A 16,586-nucleotide genomic window follows, 5' to 3' on the forward strand; every position below is an offset into this window, starting at 1 on the left:
GGGCTTATTCTAGTACCATGGGTCTTTTGGACATCATTGGACCGGTCATGATAGGGCCCTCCTCCAGCCACACCGCCGGGGCCTGCCGCATCGCCCTTCTGGCCCGGCATCTTCTCGGGGAGAAGCCCTTGAAGGCGGAGTTCGGCCTCCATGGCTCCTTCGCCAAGACGGGGGCGGGGCACGGGACCCACCTGGCCCTGGTGGCAGGGGTCTTGGGCTTCAAGCCCGACGATCCAAGGCTAAAGGAGAGCCTGAGGTACGCACAGGAGGAGGGCCTCGAGGTGGCCTTCAAGGACGTGGAGCTGGGGGAGGTCCACCCCAACACCGTGCGCATTGCCTTGGAGGGGGAGAAGGAGCGGGTGGTGGTCACGGGGAGCTCCCTAGGGGGTGGGGTGGTCCGGGTCTTTGACCTGGAGGGGTTTGAGGTCCGGATTACCGGACAGGCCCCCACCCTGGTGGTGAAGAACGTGGACACCCCGGGGGTGGTGGCCCGGGTGGCCCGGGTCATCGCGGACGACGAGGTCAACATCGCCTACCTCACCGTCAGCCGCAAGAAACGGGGTGCGGAGGCCATGATGAGCATTGAGCTGGACCGGGCCCTTTCCAAACCCGCTTTGGACTACCTGGCCTACCTCTCCTACATCCTTTGGGTGCGGATGCTTCCCCCGGTCATGGAGGGATAACAAGCCGGAAGCAGGCTCCACCCAGGCTTCCGCGGCAGGCTTCCAGCCTGCCCCCGTGGGCCTGGGCCACCTGGGCCACGGTGTAGAGGCCGAGCCCCGCCTGGCCCCGATGGGCGCCGATGGAAAGAAAGGGCTGGACCAGGGCTTCCAGGGGGGCCTCGAGGCCGGGCCCGTCGTCCTCCACCTCCACCCGCCCTGGGAGGAGGCGGACCTCCACCAGGCTTCTTGCATGTCGGAGGGCGTTTTCCAAGAGGTTCACCAGGGCCCTTTCCAGAAGCCACCGATCCGCCCGGGCCGTTCCCGAGCCGGAAAGGATGAGGCTCAGGCCTCGCTTCCGGATCTGATCCTGGTAGCGGAGGGAGAGGTCCTCCAAAAGGGGCCGGAGGTTGACGGTCTCCGTCCTTACCGAGCGGGCCTCGAGGCGGCTTAAGGCGAGGAGGTTTTCCAGAAGCCCCAAGGCCCGGGAAAGCTCCTTTTCCAGCTCCATAAGGAGGGTTAGCCGGCCCTCCTTCCCAAGCGCATCGGTCTTTTGGAGATAGGCCAGGACCCGGATGGCGGAAAGAAGAGGGGTCTTGAGGTCGTGGGCCAAGGCGGCGTAGAAGGCCTCCCGTTCCCGGTCGTGGGCTTTGAGCCTTTCTAAAAGGGCCTCTATCTGCTTCCTCAAAAGCTGGATCTCCCCTGGGACCTCTGCCTTGGGCCGGGGGAGGGAAAGCTCTGCGGGGGGACGGCCCTTGAGGTGGGCCACCGCCCGGGTGAGTTCCTCGAGGGGGTGAAGGAGGGCCTGGGCGAGAAAGATCCCCACCAAAGCGGAAAGAAGGGCCAGAAGGAGGAGCCAGGTCCAAAAGGCCGTGGAGGCCGCCCCCACAAAGAGGGCCAGAACCAGGTTGGGGAGGAAGGCGAGCAGGGCGATGACCAGGGCCAGCCTTGCCTTAAGACTCATCCCGACCCGCGGAGAGCACGGCTAAAAAGGCCTCCTGGGGGACCTCCACCTTTCCGATGGCCTTGAGCCGCTTCTTGCCCTCCTTCTGCTTTTCCAGGAGCTTCTTCTTCCGACTCACATCCCCCCCGTAGCACTTGGCGAGGACGTCCTTTCTGAGGGCGCGCACCGTGGCCCGGGCGATGACCTTGCCCCCGATGGCCGCCTGGATGGGCACCTCAAACTGTTGCCTGGGGATGACCTCCGCCAGCTTGTCCACCAGGGCCCGGGCGATCGAGTAGGCCTTTTCCCGGTGGGCCACGAAGGCCAGGGCATCCACCGGCTCCCCGTGGACCAGTAGGGTCACCTTGACCAGATCCCCCGGCCGGTAGCCGATCTGTTCGTAATCCATGGAGGCGTACCCCCGGGAGAGGCTTTTCAGGCGATCGTGAAAATCGTACAGGATTTCCCCGAAGGGAACCTCGTACACGAGCTCCACCCGTCGGCCTGGGAGGTAGTTCATGCCCTGCATCCGTCCCCGCTTTTCCTGGACGAGCTGCATGATCCCCCCCACGTACTCCTCGGGGGTGTAGAGGGTGAGCTGGACATAGGGCTCGAGGATCTCCTCGATCCGGGTGGGGTCGGGGAGGTCGGCGGGGTTATGGATCTCCACCTCCTCTCCGCTTTTAAGCCGCACCTTGTAGACCACGCTGGGGGCGGTGGCGATGAGGTCCAGGCCGAACTCCCGCTCCAGCCTCTCCTGGACGATCTCCGCGTGCAAAAGCCCGAGGAAACCGCACCGGAAGCCAAAACCTAAGGCCTCTGAGGTCTCGGGTTCAAAGAAGAGCGCGGCATCGTTGAGCTTGAGCTTTTCCAAGGCCTCCCGGAGGCGGCCATACTCGGCGGAGTCCACCGGGTAAAGCCCCGCGAAGACGACGGGCTTGGCGGGGCGGAAGCCAGGGTAGGGGGCGTCCGTGGGCCGGTCGGCCAGGGTCAGGGTGTCCCCCACCTGGACGTCGTGGATGTCCCGGATGGCGGCGGTGAGCCACCCCACCTCCCCCGCCTCGAGAAAAGCGGTGGCCTCCAGCCCCCCAGGGCGGAAGACCCCCACCCGGTCCACGGTAAACTCTTTTCCCGTGGACCAGATGCGGATCCGGTCCCCGGGCCTGACCCTTCCCTCAAAGAGGCGGAGGTAAGGGATCACCCCCTGGTAGGGATCGTAGATGGAGTCAAAGATCAAGGCCTTCAGGGGGGCCTCTGGATTCCCTTTTGGGGGGGGGATGCGCTGGACGATGGCCTCGAGGATCTCTTTAACCCCTTCCCCCGTCTTTCCGCTGGCGAAGATGGCCTCGTCCGCGGGGAGGCCCAAGACCTCCTCCACCTCCATGGCCACCTCGAGGGGCCGGGCGTTGGGAAGGTCGATCTTGTTGATGACCGGGATGATCACGTGGTTGTGTTCCAGGGCCAGATAGAAGTTGGCGATGGTCTGGGCCTCCACCCCCTGGGTTGCGTCTACCACTAAAAGCACCCCCTCCACCGCCGCCAAGGCGCGGGAGACCTCGTAGGCGAAGTCCACGTGCCCGGGGGTGTCGATCAGGTTGAGGACGTAGGTCTCCTTGTCTTCCGCTTCGTAAAAGACCCGGACCGCACTGGCCTTGATGGTGATGCCCCGTTCCCTTTCCAGCTCCAAAGAGTCCAGAAACTGTTCCCGCATCTCCCGCTCGCTGACCGCATGGGTCATCTGGAGGATGCGGTCGGCCAGGGTGGACTTGCCGTGGTCCACGTGGGCGATGATGGAGAAGTTGCGAATCCGCTGAGGGTCCATGCCTTGTACTAGGGTACCCGGTTTTGGCGCGGATGGGGGAGGGGGGCGGGCGCGGCCTGCTTTATTAACATATGCTTTATGCTCACGCCTGAAGGAGCGCATTGAACTTAATAAATCCACCCCTTACCCTGGAGTAGGGCGTGATGGGTGGAGACCGCATCCTAAAAGACCGGGTTTTTCGCGTGGACCCCCTTCCTAAAGGACCGTACGAGGGGGTGGCGGTGGTCATCGATGTCATCCGGGCCACCACCACCGCAGGGGCCTTCCTCGAGGCCGGGGCCTTGGACCTCGTCCTTGCAAAGAGCCTGGACCAGGCCCGGGCCCTCCGCCTTCCGGGAGAGGTGCTGGCCGGGGAGAGGGGGGGGCTCAGGCCCGAAGGGTTTGACCTGGGAAACTCCCCTCAAGAGGCTTTCCGGGTCCGGGGCCGGCGGGTGGTCATGGCCACCACCAACGGCACCCGGGCCGTCCACGCGGCCCGGACGGCCCAGGCGCTCCTTCTGGGTTCCTTGCAAAACGCCCGGGCGGTGGCGGAGAAGGCCGCCCTTTTGGGGGAGGAGGTGACCCTGGTCTGCGCGGGCAAGGAAGGGGAGATGGGGCTGGACGACCTCTACACCGCGGGGGTCATCGGAAGGCGGCTTATGGAGCTGGGTTTCCGGGCGGAAGGGGAGACCGCCCACCTCGCCCTCTTTCTTGCCGAAAACGACCCCCTGGCGGTTCTCCAGGCCTCAGAGGCGGCAAAGGCTTTGGACAGGGTGGGCCTCGGGGAGGATGTAGTCCTTTGCGCCCAGGTGGACGTTCACAAGGCGGTTCCGGTGCGCACCGGGTACCGGGACGGGGGTGTGGTCTTCGGGAGGGGGTGATGCTGAAGCCGCTTCAGGAGGTGCTTCCCCCCAAAGGGCGCGCGGTGGGGGCGTTTGACGTGGTAGGCCTGGAGTGGGCCGAGGCGGTCTTAGAGGCGGCGGAGGGCCTAGACCTTCCGGTGATCCTGAGCGTTGCCCCCCATCTGGGGGGGCCTCCCATGGGGGCCCTGGCCCCGGGGCTTCGCCACCTGGCCGACTCGGTCCGCGTTCCCGTGGCCCTCCACCTGGACCATGGGGAGAGCCTCGAGGAGGTGGCCCGGGCCCTCCGCTTGAGCTTTACCGGGGTGATGCTGGACGGAAGCCACTTGCCCCTGGAGGAGAACATACGGCTTACCCAGCTCACCGTCCAGCTGGCCCGGGCCTATGGAGCGGGGGTGGAGGGGGAGGTGGGGGTAGTGCCTGGCCAGTACGGCCCGGGCAAAGGGGGAGAGGAGGCCCCCCAGTACACCGACCCCCAGGAGGCCCAGCGGTTTTACGAGGCCACAGGGGTGGATGCTTTAGCGGTGAGCATCGGGACCCGGCACGGCCTTTACAAGGGGCCCGTCCGGCTTAACCTTCTGCTACTGAAGGAGCTTTCCCAAATCCCCGTCCCTCTGGTCCTTCACGGGGCCTCGGGGCTTAGGCCAGAGGAATACCGGGCCCTGATCGCGGGGGGCATTCGCAAGATCAACCTCTATGCCGAGCTGGCCCTCGAGGCGGCCCGGGCGCTCCGAGGGGGGGCAGGGGAGGATTACCTGGGTCTTATGGCAGGGGTCAAGGAGGCGCTCAAACGCCTGGCGGCCTCGAGGATGAGGTTATGGTGGGGCTGAGGGCGCTCCTTTTCGACCTGGACGGCACCCTGGCGGAGACGGAGGAGGCCCACCGGGCGGCCTTCAACCAGGCCTTTTTGGAGGCGGGCCTTCCCTTCTTCTGGGACCAGCCCACCTACAAGGAACTCCTCTGGGTCACAGGAGGTAGGGAGCGGATCCGGCACTTCCTGGAAACCTGTCCCCCCTGCCCACGGCTTTCGGATGAAGAGATCGCCCGCATCCACCGGCGCAAAAACGAGCTCTTCGCCCAGTTCGTGCGGGAGGGTCTGCCCCTCCGGCCAGGGGTCCTAAGGCTTCTTAGGGAGGCGGAGGAGGCAGGGCTCACTTTGGGCCTTGCCACCACTACCAGTCCGGAGAACGTGGAGGCCTTCCTCGAGGGCCTGGGCTGGAGCCTCCGATTTAACCTGATCCTGGCAGGGGGCATCGTGCCCAGGAAGAAGCCCGATCCCGCCATCTACCGCCTGGCCCTGGAGCGGCTAAGCCTTTCCCCAGAGGAGGTCCTGGCGGTGGAGGACTCCCGAAACGGCCTTCTTTCCGCCCGGGGTGTGGGCATACCCACCCTCATCACCCCCAGCCTTTACACCCTGGATCAGGACTTCTCTGAGGCCCAGGCGGTTTTGGAGCACCTAGGTGAGCCCGAGGCCCCTGCTTTGGTCTACAGGGGGCCCGGACAGGGGGAAAGGAAGGTGGTGGACCTCGCCTATCTGGAGGAGGTGAGAGGATGGTCCAGCATCTGATCCTCTTCAATGCGGAGGCAAGCCCTGAGGAGGTCAGGAGGATGGTGGAGGAGGCCCGCTCCGTTCTCCTCAAGATCCCGGGGGTCAGGGGGCTTTGCTTTGGGGAGGCCCTTTCCCCGAACGCCCGGTACCGGTACTGGCTTTCGGTTGCTTTTTCCGGCCCTGAGGTGGTGGAGGTCTACCGGGAGCATCCCCTGCACGTGGAGTTTGCCAACCGGGTCTTCCGGCCCATGGCCCAGGACCGGCTGACCACGGACTTTTTGGTGGAGGTGGAGGGGTGCTGAGCTATAAGGAGGCGGAGGAAAAGGCGGAGCGGATTTTAGTGGACGGAATGGGGGAGGCTTTGATCCTGAAGCGGGAAGAGGGGTATTATGCCCTGTACTTCTTCTTCGGCCTTTACGGGCGGAAGGCCCCAGACCCCGAGGAGGAGCCCGATTTCGTGGAGGGGCCCAAGGCCGAGCCGGACTTCCGGGACCCCTTTGACCAGGTGAAATGGCTGGAGCGGAACGGGTATACCGTATTCATCAACGAGTCCAAGTGAGGAGGTGGAGGATGGAGTACGACGAGATGCCCTACCAGGAGGCGCGGAAGATGGCGGTCAGGGTCTTGGAGGACGGGTATGGGGATGCGGTCATTCTCCAGGATGAGCACGGCTACTGGGCGCTCTACTACTTTTACTGGGCCCAGACCCCACCCCCCCAGGCCCAGCCCCACTGGATGGAGGGCCCCGTGGCGGAAGCCTCTGCCCTTCGTACGCCTTACGAGATGAAGAAGTTCCTGGAGGAAAACGGGGAGTTTGACTTTGTCAACGACGTGGACTAGCTTTGCGGGTAGACTGACCCCATGCGGCGGAATACATACCGAATACTCCAAGCCACGGAAACGGCGATCTATCTCTTTGCGGGGTTCCTCATCGCCTTGGGGGCGGTTCTTCTTCTAGGATCCACCCTGTGGGACGGGGTACGGGCTCTTCTACAAAGAGGGTATGTGGCTGCCGCGGTGGGGCTTCTGGACCGGATTCTTCTGGCCTTGATGCTGGCCGAGATCCTCTATACCCTGGTCCGTTTCGCCCGGGAGGGGGGCTTGCAGGCCGAGCCCTTTCTCCTGATCGGTATCATCGCGGCCGTGCGGCGGATGCTGGTCATCACCGCGGAGTCGGTGCACAAGGTCGACCTCAAGGACCCGGCCTTTTTAAACGTTTGGCTGAGCTTTTCGTCCTAGCCGTAAGCGTTTTGGCCTTTGCCTGGGCCATCCGGCTGGTCCGGGCTAGAGCATGAGTTGGACCAGGGCCTCCGCGGCGGGGTTGGAAAGCGTCTTGGGATGGGTGAGCCAGAAGTAGCGCCGCAACTCTCCCACCGGGGGGCCGAGGCGGAGGGCTTTGAGGTTGCCCACCTTCAGGTTGGGCTGGATGACCACCCGGCTCACGATCCCGACCCCTGCGCCCGCCATGACCAGGCGCTTGGTCACCTCATTGTTGTCCGTGTAGAAGGCGGGGGTGATCTCTAAACCCGCCTGCTCAAAGGCTCGTTCCAGAACCCGCCAGGTCATGGATCCGGGTTTGCGCACCACAAGGCTTTCCCGGGCCAGCCATTCCGGAGGGATCTCCTCCCAGGACGCCCAGGGGTGGTCCGGGGGGACGATAAGGACCAGCTCATCCTCGTAGAAGAGGTGCCGCACATACCCCTCCCAGTGCTCCACCCCTTCCAGAACGGCAAGTTCCAGCTCCCCGAGCCGGAGCCGTTCGGCCAGGCGTTCTGAGCTCCCGCTTTCCAAGTGCACCCTCACCCCAGGGTGGGCCTGGTGAAACTGGGCGAGGAAGGTGGGCACCACGTAGGTGGCCATGGTGGTGGCCGCCCCCAGCATCACCTGGCCGGTTTCCAGGCGGTCCCAGGCCCGGGCCACCAGCTGGAACTCCTCCAGGGCCTGTACCACCCGCCTGGCCTCCGGAAGAAGGGCTTCGCCCACCCGGGAAAGGACCAGGCTCCGCCCCCGGCGCTCAAAAAGGGGATGGCCCACCTGTTCCTCTAAAGCCCGGATGTACTGGCTTACCGCGGGCTGGGTGATGCCCAGGCTCAGCGCCGCCCGGCCCACCCCACCTTCTTCCACCACCGCCACAAAGACCCGGAGCGCAGCCGGATTAGGAAGCCGCATCCGTCCCTCTTTAAACATGAACTTATGATACATGCCTACCCATATGATTGCAATAATGGGTTATCCCCCCTACCCTCGAGGCATGCCTACGGTACCGCCCACGCGCAACCTGGCTTTGGACCTGATGCGGGCCACCGAAGCCGCCGCTTTGGCGGCGGCCCGCTGGGTGGGGCTGGGCAACAAGGAGGAGGGGGACCGGGCGGCGGTGGAGGCCATGCGCCTCCTTCTGAACACCGTGCCCTTCCGGGGCCGGGTGGTCATTGGAGAGGGGGAAAAGGACCAGGCCCCCATGCTCTACAACGGTGAGGAGGTGGGAACGGGAGGGGTGGAGATGGACCTGGCGGTGGACCCGGTGGAAGGGACCCGGCTTCTGGCCTTAGGCCGGCCCGGGGCCATCAGCGTGATCGCCGCTGCCCCCAAAGGCACCCTTTTTAACCCGGGGCCGGGCTTTTATGCGGCCAAGCTGGTGGTGCCCCCTGAGGCCAAGGAGGCGATTGATCTTGCCCGTAGCCCCACGGAAAACTTAAAGGAAATCGCTAAGGCCTTGAGGAAGCCGGTGCGTGAGCTGACGGTCTTTGTCTTGGATAAGCCCCGCCATCAGGCGCTTATCGAGGAGATCCGTGCCGCCGGGGCCCGCATTACGCTCCAAACGGATGGGGACGTGGCGGGTGCCTTGGCCGCGGTCCTGCCCGGCACCGGCGTGGATGTGCTCATGGGCACCGGGGGGACCCCAGAGGGGGTGATCGCGGCGGTGGCGGTCCGGGCCCTGGGGGGTGGGATGCAGATGCGCCTGGACCCCCAGGGTGAGGAGGAGAAGTGGAATCTGATCCACGCGGGGTACAGCCTCGAAAGGGTCTATACCCTCGAGGAGCTCTGCGCCTGGGACGATACCCATTTTGCGGCGACCGGCATCACGGATGGCCCCTTTTTAAAGGGGGTCCGGTACGAGGGAGGGCTGGCCAGAACGGAAAGCCTTCTCCTCCGGGGCGAGACCCGCACCTTGCGGCGGGTGGAGGCCTGGCACCGGATGGAGAAGCTTAGGGCCATCAGCGCGGTGCCCTACTAGGCCCGCGAGGGAGGAGATATGGCGAGCAAGAAGGAGATCTACAAAAAGGGCGGCGTGGTGGAGTACAAGGTGATGGGGTACTACGACCCCGATTACGAACCCAAGGATACGGACGTCCTGGCCCTTTTCCGGGTTACGCCCCAGCCTGGGGTGGAGCCGGAGGAGGCGGCGGCCGCGGTGGCGGGAGAGTCCAGCACCGCCACCTGGACGGTGGTCTGGACCGACCGGCTCACCTATCTGGACCGGTACCGGGCCAAGGCTTACCGGGTGGAGCCTGTCCCTGGGAACCCCGAGCAGTACTTCGCCTGGATCGCTTACGACCTGGCCCTTTTTGAGGAGGGCTCCATCGCCAACATGACCTCCAGCATCATCGGGAACGTCTTCGGGTTTAAGGCGCTCCGGGCGCTCCGCCTCGAGGACCTCCGCATCCCGGTGGCCTACCTCAAGACCTTCAAAGGGGCCCCCCACGGCATCCCGGTGGAGCGGGACATGCTCAACAAGTACGGCCGGCCTCTCCTTGGGGCCACGGTCAAGCCCAAGCTAGGCCTTTCGGGGCGGAACTACGGCCGGGTGGTCTACGAGGCGCTTGCGGGGGGGCTGGACTTCACCAAGGACGATGAGAACATCAACTCCCAGGCCTTCATGCGCTGGCGGGACCGCTTCCTCTACGCCCAGGAGGCGGTGATGAAGGCGGAGGAGGCCACCGGGGAACGGAAGGGGCATTACATGAACGTCACCGCCCCGGACATGGAGCAGGTGTATGAGCGCCTCGAGTTCGCCAAGGAGATCGGTTCCATCATCGTCATGGTGGACCTTACCATGGGATACACCGCGCTTCAGAGCGTTTCCAACTGGTGCCACAGAAACGGCATGATCCTGCACCTCCACCGGGCCAGCCACGCCACCTTTACCCGGCAGAAGAACCACGGGATCAACTTCCGCGTCCTGGCCAAGTGGATGCGGATGCTGGGGGTGGACCATATCCATGCGGGTACGATCGTGGGGAAACTGGAGGGAGACCCTAACCTGACCCAGGGGTACTATGCCATCCTGAGGGAACAGCACAACTACCCAGACCCGGTCAAGGGGATCTACTTCGAGCAGGACTGGGCCTACCTGCCCGCGGTGATGCCCGTGGCCTCAGGGGGTATCCACGCGGGGCAGATGCACCTCCTTTTGCACCTCCTTGGGGAGGATGTCGTCTTGCAGTTCGGCGGGGGTACCATTGGCCACCCCATGGGCATTCAGGCGGGCGCCACGGCGAACCGGGTGGCCCTGGAGGCCATGGTCAAGGCCCGGAACGAGGGCCGGGACATCCTGGCGGAAGGCCCGGAGATCCTGAAAAAAGCGGCCCAGCACAGCCCCGCCCTGGCCATGGCCCTGGAGACCTGGGGTGCGGTGACCTTTGACTTCGCCTCCACCGACACCCCGGATGTCCTTCCCACCCCCACGAGATGAAAGGAGGTCTAAGATGCGGATTACCCAAGGGACCTTTTCCTACCTTCCTGACCTAACGGACGAGGAGATTCGGCTTCAGATCGAGTACATCATTAAGAACGGCTGGGCGGTTTCTATCGAGTATACGGACGACCCGAGCCCCTACAACGTCTACTGGAACATGTGGGGCCTGCCCATGTTTGACCTGGAAGACCCCGCGCCCGCCATGTACGAGTTCCAGAAGTGCCGGGAGGCCTTCCCCAACCACTACATCAAGATCAACGGCTACGACCCCTCGCCCATGTGGCAGGCCCAACGGGTCTCCTTCATCGCCCACCGGCCCAAGGCCGAGGAGCCCGGTTTCCGGCTCCACCGCCAGCTCTACTCGGACGGCCGGAGGCTCAGGTACACCCTCGAGCCCTACGTGACCATGAGGCCTTCCGGACGACGCTACCAGGAGGAGTAGTCCATGACCCCGCCCGTGGCCGACCTCAGCCAGCTCATGCAGGAAAGCCAGGTCACCGAGGTCCTGGACCGGCTGGACCGGGAGCTTGTGGGGCTTAGGCCGGTAAAACAGCGCATCCGGGAGATCGCTGCCTACCTGGTCGTCTCGAGGCTGCGCCAAACCCTGGGTCTGGTGGCGGAGAGGCCCGTCCTCCACATGGCTTTCACCGGTTCTCCGGGTACCGGGAAGACCACCGTGGCCATGCGCATGGCTACCATTTTGCACCGCCTGGGGTACATCCGGAGGGAGCACCTGGTGGTGGCCAGCCGGGATGACCTGGTGGGGCAGTACATCGGCCACACCGCTCCCAAGACCAAGGAGGTGTTGAAGCGGGCCATGGGCGGGGTTTTATTCATTGACGAGGCCTACAGCCTCTACCGGGCGGAGAACGAGCGGGACTACGGCCAGGAGACGATCGAGATCCTCCTCCAGGTCATGGAGAACCAAAGGGAGGACCTGGTGGTGATCCTGGCCGGGTACAAGGACCGGATGGATCAGTTCTTCCAGCTCAATCCAGGGATGCGCTCCCGGATCGCCCATCACATCGAGTTTCCCGACTACACCCTGGAGGAACTCATCGAAATCGCCAAACTCATGCTCCAGGCTCAGAACTACGAGATGGACGAGGCGGCGCTCCAGGCTTTCCGGGAGTATTTGCAAAGGAGGATGCGCCTGCCTGGTTTTGCCAACGCTCGGAGCGTCCGCAACGCGATAGACCGGTTCAAGCTCCGGCAGGCCTACCGGCTTTTTACCAAGGGGGGCCAGGTTTCAGCGGAGGACCTAAGGCGCATTGCCGCGGACGACATCTACCAAAGCAGCGTCTTCCGCACCCCCTTGCCGGAGGAAGGAGGAAAGCATGCCCAATAGGCCGTTTATGCTGGGCATCGCCGGGGACTCGGGAGCAGGGAAGACCACCATCTCCAGTGGGATCGCCCGGCTTTTGGGTGTGGAAAGGACCACGCAGATCTGCGTGGACGACTACCATAAGTACGACCGGAAGCAGCGGGCCGCCTTAGGCATTACCCCTTTGAATCCGGAGTGCAACTACCTGGACATCCTGGAGCAGCACGTCCGGCTTCTGGCCCAGGGAGAGCCCATTCTGAAACCCGTTTACAACCATTCCACGGGCACTTTTGACCCTCCAGTCTACATTCCCCCACCCAAAGCGGTGGAGGAGATGGGCCGTCTGATCCCTCGAGTGGTGATTCTGGAGGGCCTCCTGACCCTGTATACCCTCGAGCTCAGGAGCCGTTACCACCTTAAGGTTTACCTGGACCCTGAGGAGGAGCTGAGGCGGGAGTGGAAGATCAGGCGGGACGTGGCCAAACGGGGCTACACACCGGAGCAAGTGGTGGCGGACATCGAGCGCCGTATGCCCGACTCCCAGGCGTTCATCTGGCCCCAGAAGGAGCATGCGGACATCGTGGTCCGCTTCTACCGCCCACCAGGGTATGATCCGGAAAACCCCAGTACCCTCAACGTTCGCATCGCCCTTCGGCGCACCCTGCCCAAGCTCGACCTTACGGAGGTCCTCCACCTGGCGGACGAGGAGGAGGCTCTTCTCCGTCTCGAGGCCCGCAAAAACGCGGATGTTTTGGACATCACTGGGAATGTGAGTGCGGAGAAGGCCCAGGCCCTGGAGCGGGTCATCTGGGAACACCTGGGGCCTCACGCGGAGCAGTTCAACCCAGAGTACATCGGCACCTTCTGGGACAAGGCCGGGCAGAGTTACCCCCTGGCCCTCACCCAGCTCATCATCGCGTATTATTTGGTCAAGATGCGGGAGCTGGCCATCCAGAAGGGAGTGCTTCACTATGCCTAAACCCCTCTTCGCCCCCTCCGTCCTCACCGTGGACTTTGCCCGTCTGGGCGAGGCTATCCGCGAGGCGGAGGAGGCGGGGGTGGACTGGATCCACCTGGACGTGATGGATGGGCGGTTTGTTCCCAACCTCACCTTCGGCCCTCTGGTGGTGGAGGCGGTGCGCCGGGTGACCTCCTTGCCCCTGGACGTCCACCTGATGATCGTGGAGCCTGAGCGGTACCTCAAGGACTTCGCCATGGCGGGGGCGGACTGGATTACCATCCACGTGGAGGCCACCTACCACCCCCACCGGGGGGTTCAGCAGGTCAGGGAGCTGGGGAAGAAGGCGGGGCTGGCCGTTAACCCTGGGACACCCCTGGAGGCTTTTGAGCCCCTCCTGCCTGAGTTGGACCTGGCCCTTCTCATGAGCGTGAACCCGGGGTTCGGAGGGCAGAGGTACATCCCCTCTTCCACCGCGCGACTCAAGGCGCTTAAAGAGATGCGGGACCGGCTGAACCCGGCCTGCCTGGTGGAGGTGGACGGGGGGGTGAACGAGAAGACCCTCCCTTTGGTCCTCCAGGGGGGGGCGGACGTGGTGGTGGCGGGCAGTGCGCTGTTCAACGAGCGACCGGTGGCCGAAAACCTGAAGCGGCTTAAGGAGGTGGTCCATGCCTTTGGTCGTGGGTAAGGAAATCCTGGACAAGGCGAGGCGGGAAGGGTATGCCGTTCCCAGTTTCAATACGAACAACCTCGAGATCACCCAGGCCATCCTCGAGGTGGCGGAGGAGATGCGGGCCCCGGTCTTCATCCAGATCTCGGATGGGGCGAGGAAGTATGCGGGGATGGAAAACCTGGCCAACTTGGTCAAGGACATGGCGAGCCGGGTCAGGGTGCCCGTGGCCCTCCACCTGGACCACGGGGCCGACTTCAAGATGGTGATGCAGGCCATCCGGGCGGGCTTCACCAGCGTAATGATCGATGCCTCCCACCACCCCTTTGAGGAGAACGTGGCCGAGACGAAAAGGTGCGTGGAGGCCGCCCACGCGGTAGGGGTGAGCGTGGAGGCGGAGCTGGGCCGGCTCCAGGGCATCGAGGACAACATCCAGGTTTCCGAAGCGGAGGCGTTTCTGACCGACCCTGGTGAGGCCGAGCGGTTTGTGGAGCTTACAGGAGTCGACTACCTGGCCATCGCCATCGGAACGAGCCACGGCGCCTACAAGGGGAAGGGAAGGCCGTATATAGACCATAAACGCCTGGAGGAGATCGCCAGACGGGTCCATATCCCCCTGGTCCTCCACGGGGCGAGTGGGGTGCCCGGATGGCTTAAGGAAAGGCTTCTGGCCACGGGGGCCGAGCTCAAAGAGGCCACGGGCATTCACGACGAGGACATCAAAAAGGCCATTCCCAACGGCATCGCTAAGATCAACATCGACACCGACCTCCGCCTGGCCATGACCTTGGGCATCCGGGAGGTGGTGACGCAAAACCCCAAGGAGTTTGACCCTCGGAAGATCATCGGAAAGGGGCGGGAATACCTCAAAGAGGTCATCCGGGAAAAGTTCCTCCTCATGGGGACGGCGGGCCGGGCCTGAGGCGTTTTCCCCTCTGGGAGCAAGGCGGCCCCTCCTTAACCCAGGGCTTTCTCGAGTTCTGTCCAAAGGTCCTCCGGAGCCTCCAGGCCCACGCTCAGGCGGAGGAGGCCAGGAGGAAGGTGCTCCTGGCCGGGCACGCTGGCCCGGCGCTCCATGGTAGACTCCACCCCGCCCAGGCTGGTGGCGTGGCGGATGAGCCGGAGCCGGGCGAGGGCCTCTTCGGCCTGTCCTGCTCCCCCTCGCACCACAAAGGAGACCACCGTGCCGTAGCCCTTAAGAAGACGGCGGGCCACCTCGTGGCTAGGATGACTTGGAAGCCCAGGGTAGAAAACCCGCTCCACCTGAGGATGGGCGGCCAGTTTTTCCGCCAAGAAGGCTGCGGTGCGCTCCGCTCGTTCTAGGCGTACCGCCAGGGTGCGGAGGCCCCTTAGGGCCAAAAAGGCTTCCAGAACCCCTGGGGTGGCCCCGTGGAGCGTTCGGGCTTTTTTCAGCCGGGTCCAAACCCCCGCATCCCTCGCCACCAAGGCCCCGAGGAGCAGGTCGGAATGCCCCCCCAGGAGTTTGGTGGCGGAGTGGAGCACGAGGTCAGCCCCAAGCTCGAGGGGTCGGAGGTTCAAAGGGGTGGCCAGGGTGTTGTCCACAGCGAGAAGCCCCCCGGCCTTCCTAGGGGCCTGAGCGATGGCCACGAGGTCGGTGACCTGCAAAAGGGGGTTGGAGATGCTCTCGAGCCAGAGGAGGTCCGCTTGGCGGGCTGCCCTTTGCCAGGCGGCCGTGTCTTCTAAAGGAAGCCTTACAAGCCGCCACCGTCCCCTCGAGGCCCCCTCCTTGGCCAGACTCACCACCCCTTGGTAGCAGTCTGTGGGAAGGACCACCAGGGAACCCTCGGGCAGAAGGCCGAAGACTGCGGCCGCCGCCGCCATGCCGGAGGAAAAGGCCAGGGCCCGGCCGCCTTCTAACCCTCCCACCACAGTCTCAAAGGCCTCCCAGGTAGGGTTACCCTCTTCCCGGGCGTAGGTCCGCCCCGCTCCCCGGAGGAAGTTGGAGGCGGGAACAATGGGAGGGTTTAAGGGGCTCCCCGCCTCCTCGGGTCTGCCCGCCACAACCAGCCAGGTTTCGAGCTTCACAGGGGGTTTGGCCATGGATGAATTCTACATAGCGTGGGCCAGCCCAAAGAGGGCGAACCGTCCTGGGGCCGTGGGCGGGGGATCCAATCGGGGGGTGGAGCAGGACCCCAGGTGGCGTGGGGTCCGGCTTGTCAGAGGAGACCCAGGGCGATAGACTGAGCGCGGTATGCGGAAGCCTCTGTTTTTTGTCCTGGCCCTTCTGGGCCTATCCCTTGGTTTGGCACAGGCCCCCATCAAGGTGCGCATCGGCTTTAACCCCACCCAGAACTCCGACCAGCTCCGTCCGGCTGCCCAGGCGATCGCGGACTATATAGAAAAGGAGTTCAAGGGGACGATAGAGGTGGAGGTCTTCATCCCCACGGAGTATCGGGGCCTGATCGAGGCCATGCGGGGAGGAAACCTGGACTTTGCTTTCTTCCCCCCGGATGGGTATGTCATCGCCCATCAGGATGTAGGGGCCGAGGTGCTCCTTAAGAGCGTCCGGGGCAACAGCCCCTACTACTGGTCTGCCATCATCGTACGCAAAGACTCGGGGATCAGGCGCATCGAGCAGCTCGAGGGCAAGACCATCGCCTGGGTGGATAAAAATTCAGCGGCGGGCTATGTCTTTCCACGGGCTGCACTGATCTCCCGCGGGATCAACCCCGATAAGTTCTTCTCCAAGCAGATCTTCGCCGGGAAGCACGATGCGGCGGTTCTAGCCGTCCTCAATCGCTCTGTAGACGCCGCGGCCACCTTCGCCAACGACGACCGGAACAAGTCGGGGGCGTGGACCCAGTTCTTGAAGCCAGAGGAGGCCGCTCAGATTACCGCCATTTTCTACACCAGGCCCATTCCCGGGGATACGTTTACCGTATCCAAACAATTCCTGACCAAGTACCCCAACCTGACCAAGGGCATTGCCGCAGCCATCCGGCGCATCCGCACCCCTGAGAGCAAGCTGCTTTTCAACCTGTATCGAATAGACTACATGGTCCCCGCGAAGGATTCCGACTACGATGTGGTGCGGGAAGCCCGTAGAATCGCGGGCCAGTAGGCCTGGAGGCCACCCGGTCCCCTGGAATCCAGGGGGCCGGCGTT

Annotated in this window: 20 protein-coding genes; 16 read left to right on the forward strand and 4 right to left on the reverse strand. The window is 64.1% G+C overall.

Annotation, left to right across the window (positions count from 1 at the left end; translation table 11 throughout):
- Positions 1-17: 17 nt before the first annotated feature.
- Positions 18-683, forward strand: coding sequence for an L-serine ammonia-lyase, iron-sulfur-dependent subunit beta (gene sdaAB / locus C4301_RS00645; protein WP_352413194.1), 666 nt, complete (start codon positions 18-20; stop codon positions 681-683).
- Here sdaAB and C4301_RS00650 read toward each other — a convergent pair.
- The gene (locus C4301_RS00650) at positions 670-1,623 is read right to left on the reverse strand and encodes a sensor histidine kinase (RefSeq protein WP_352413195.1); all 954 of its coding nucleotides are present in this window, start codon (positions 1,621-1,623) and stop codon (positions 670-672) included. The genes sdaAB and C4301_RS00650 overlap by 14 nt on opposite strands.
- Positions 1,613-3,424 carry a translation elongation factor 4 gene (gene lepA, locus C4301_RS00655; RefSeq protein WP_352413196.1) on the reverse strand — a complete coding sequence of 604 codons (1,812 nt, stop codon included), beginning with the start codon at positions 3,422-3,424 and terminating at the stop codon, positions 1,613-1,615. Before lepA ends, C4301_RS00650 begins: the two co-directional genes overlap by 11 nt.
- Positions 3,425-3,567: 143 nt before the next feature.
- Between lepA and C4301_RS00660 the strand changes: the two genes are divergently transcribed.
- From C4301_RS00660 to C4301_RS00690, 7 genes are read left to right on the forward strand one after another with little or no spacing between them, the layout of a single operon-like run.
- The gene (locus C4301_RS00660; protein ID WP_352413231.1) at positions 3,568-4,284 is read left to right on the forward strand and encodes a 2-phosphosulfolactate phosphatase; all 717 of its coding nucleotides are present in this window, start codon (positions 3,568-3,570) and stop codon (positions 4,282-4,284) included.
- Positions 4,284-5,093, forward strand: a complete 810-nt coding sequence (locus tag C4301_RS00665; RefSeq protein WP_352413197.1) for a class II fructose-bisphosphate aldolase — start codon at positions 4,284-4,286, stop codon at positions 5,091-5,093. Before C4301_RS00660 ends, C4301_RS00665 begins: the two co-directional genes overlap by 1 nt.
- Positions 5,081-5,830 (forward strand): HAD-IA family hydrolase, encoded by a 750-nt coding sequence (locus C4301_RS00670; RefSeq protein ID WP_352413198.1) that lies wholly within the window; start codon positions 5,081-5,083, stop codon positions 5,828-5,830. The genes C4301_RS00665 and C4301_RS00670 overlap by 13 nt, the downstream gene beginning before the upstream one ends.
- Positions 5,815-6,114 (forward strand): Dabb family protein, encoded by a 300-nt coding sequence (locus tag C4301_RS00675; protein ID WP_352413199.1) that lies wholly within the window; start codon positions 5,815-5,817, stop codon positions 6,112-6,114. Before C4301_RS00670 ends, C4301_RS00675 begins: the two co-directional genes overlap by 16 nt.
- Positions 6,108-6,371 carry an annexin VII gene (locus C4301_RS00680; protein ID WP_352413200.1) on the forward strand — a complete coding sequence of 88 codons (264 nt, stop codon included), beginning with the start codon at positions 6,108-6,110 and terminating at the stop codon, positions 6,369-6,371. Before C4301_RS00675 ends, C4301_RS00680 begins: the two co-directional genes overlap by 7 nt.
- 11 nt (positions 6,372-6,382) lie before the next feature.
- Positions 6,383-6,652, forward strand: coding sequence for a hypothetical protein (locus C4301_RS00685; RefSeq protein ID WP_352413201.1), 270 nt, complete (start codon positions 6,383-6,385; stop codon positions 6,650-6,652).
- Positions 6,653-6,673: 21 nt separating this feature from the next.
- Positions 6,674-7,051, forward strand: a complete 378-nt coding sequence (locus tag C4301_RS00690) for a phosphate-starvation-inducible PsiE family protein (protein ID WP_352413202.1) — start codon at positions 6,674-6,676, stop codon at positions 7,049-7,051.
- Positions 7,052-7,096: 45 nt separating this feature from the next.
- Here the strand turns inward: C4301_RS00690 and C4301_RS00695 are convergent, their stop codons facing one another.
- The gene (locus C4301_RS00695) at positions 7,097-7,999 is read right to left on the reverse strand and encodes a LysR family transcriptional regulator (RefSeq protein WP_352413203.1); all 903 of its coding nucleotides are present in this window, start codon (positions 7,997-7,999) and stop codon (positions 7,097-7,099) included.
- Between the two features lie 64 nt (positions 8,000-8,063).
- Here C4301_RS00695 and glpX point away from each other — a divergent pair, with 64 nt between their 5' ends.
- The 7 genes from glpX to fba are packed head-to-tail and all read left to right on the forward strand — an operon-like array spanning position 8,064 to position 14,382.
- Complete coding sequence (gene glpX, locus C4301_RS00700) at positions 8,064-9,047, forward strand: class II fructose-bisphosphatase (RefSeq protein WP_352413204.1); 984 nt, start codon at positions 8,064-8,066, stop codon at positions 9,045-9,047.
- An 18-nt stretch (positions 9,048-9,065) separates the two neighbouring features.
- A complete protein-coding gene (locus C4301_RS00705) occupies positions 9,066-10,505 on the forward strand; it encodes a ribulose-bisphosphate carboxylase large subunit (protein WP_352413205.1) in 1,440 nt (479 codons plus the stop codon).
- Between the two features lie 13 nt (positions 10,506-10,518).
- Complete coding sequence (locus tag C4301_RS00710) at positions 10,519-10,950, forward strand: ribulose bisphosphate carboxylase small subunit (RefSeq protein WP_352413206.1); 432 nt, start codon at positions 10,519-10,521, stop codon at positions 10,948-10,950.
- A 3-nt stretch (positions 10,951-10,953) separates the two neighbouring features.
- Positions 10,954-11,856 (forward strand): CbbX protein, encoded by a 903-nt coding sequence (gene cbbX / locus C4301_RS00715; protein WP_352413207.1) that lies wholly within the window; start codon positions 10,954-10,956, stop codon positions 11,854-11,856.
- The gene (locus tag C4301_RS00720; protein WP_352413208.1) at positions 11,846-12,811 is read left to right on the forward strand and encodes a phosphoribulokinase; all 966 of its coding nucleotides are present in this window, start codon (positions 11,846-11,848) and stop codon (positions 12,809-12,811) included. Before cbbX ends, C4301_RS00720 begins: the two co-directional genes overlap by 11 nt.
- Positions 12,804-13,478 carry a ribulose-phosphate 3-epimerase gene (gene rpe / locus C4301_RS00725; RefSeq protein ID WP_352413209.1) on the forward strand — a complete coding sequence of 225 codons (675 nt, stop codon included), beginning with the start codon at positions 12,804-12,806 and terminating at the stop codon, positions 13,476-13,478. The genes C4301_RS00720 and rpe overlap by 8 nt, the downstream gene beginning before the upstream one ends.
- On the forward strand, positions 13,459-14,382 hold the full coding sequence (gene fba, locus C4301_RS00730; RefSeq protein WP_352413210.1) for a class II fructose-1,6-bisphosphate aldolase: 924 nt from the start codon (positions 13,459-13,461) through the stop codon (positions 14,380-14,382). The genes rpe and fba overlap by 20 nt, the downstream gene beginning before the upstream one ends.
- A 35-nt stretch (positions 14,383-14,417) precedes the next feature.
- On the opposite strand, the gene C4301_RS00735 is transcribed toward fba, so the two are convergent.
- A complete protein-coding gene (locus tag C4301_RS00735; protein ID WP_352413211.1) occupies positions 14,418-15,521 on the reverse strand; it encodes a trans-sulfuration enzyme family protein in 1,104 nt (367 codons plus the stop codon).
- Between the two features lie 151 nt (positions 15,522-15,672).
- Here C4301_RS00735 and C4301_RS00740 point away from each other — a divergent pair, with 151 nt between their 5' ends.
- A complete protein-coding gene (locus C4301_RS00740; RefSeq protein ID WP_352413212.1) occupies positions 15,673-16,542 on the forward strand; it encodes a phosphate/phosphite/phosphonate ABC transporter substrate-binding protein in 870 nt (289 codons plus the stop codon).
- Positions 16,543-16,586: the final 44 nt, after the last annotated feature.

This window comes from Thermus sp. (assembly GCF_040290245.1).
Classification (GTDB): Bacteria; Deinococcota; Deinococci; order Deinococcales; family Thermaceae; genus Thermus_A.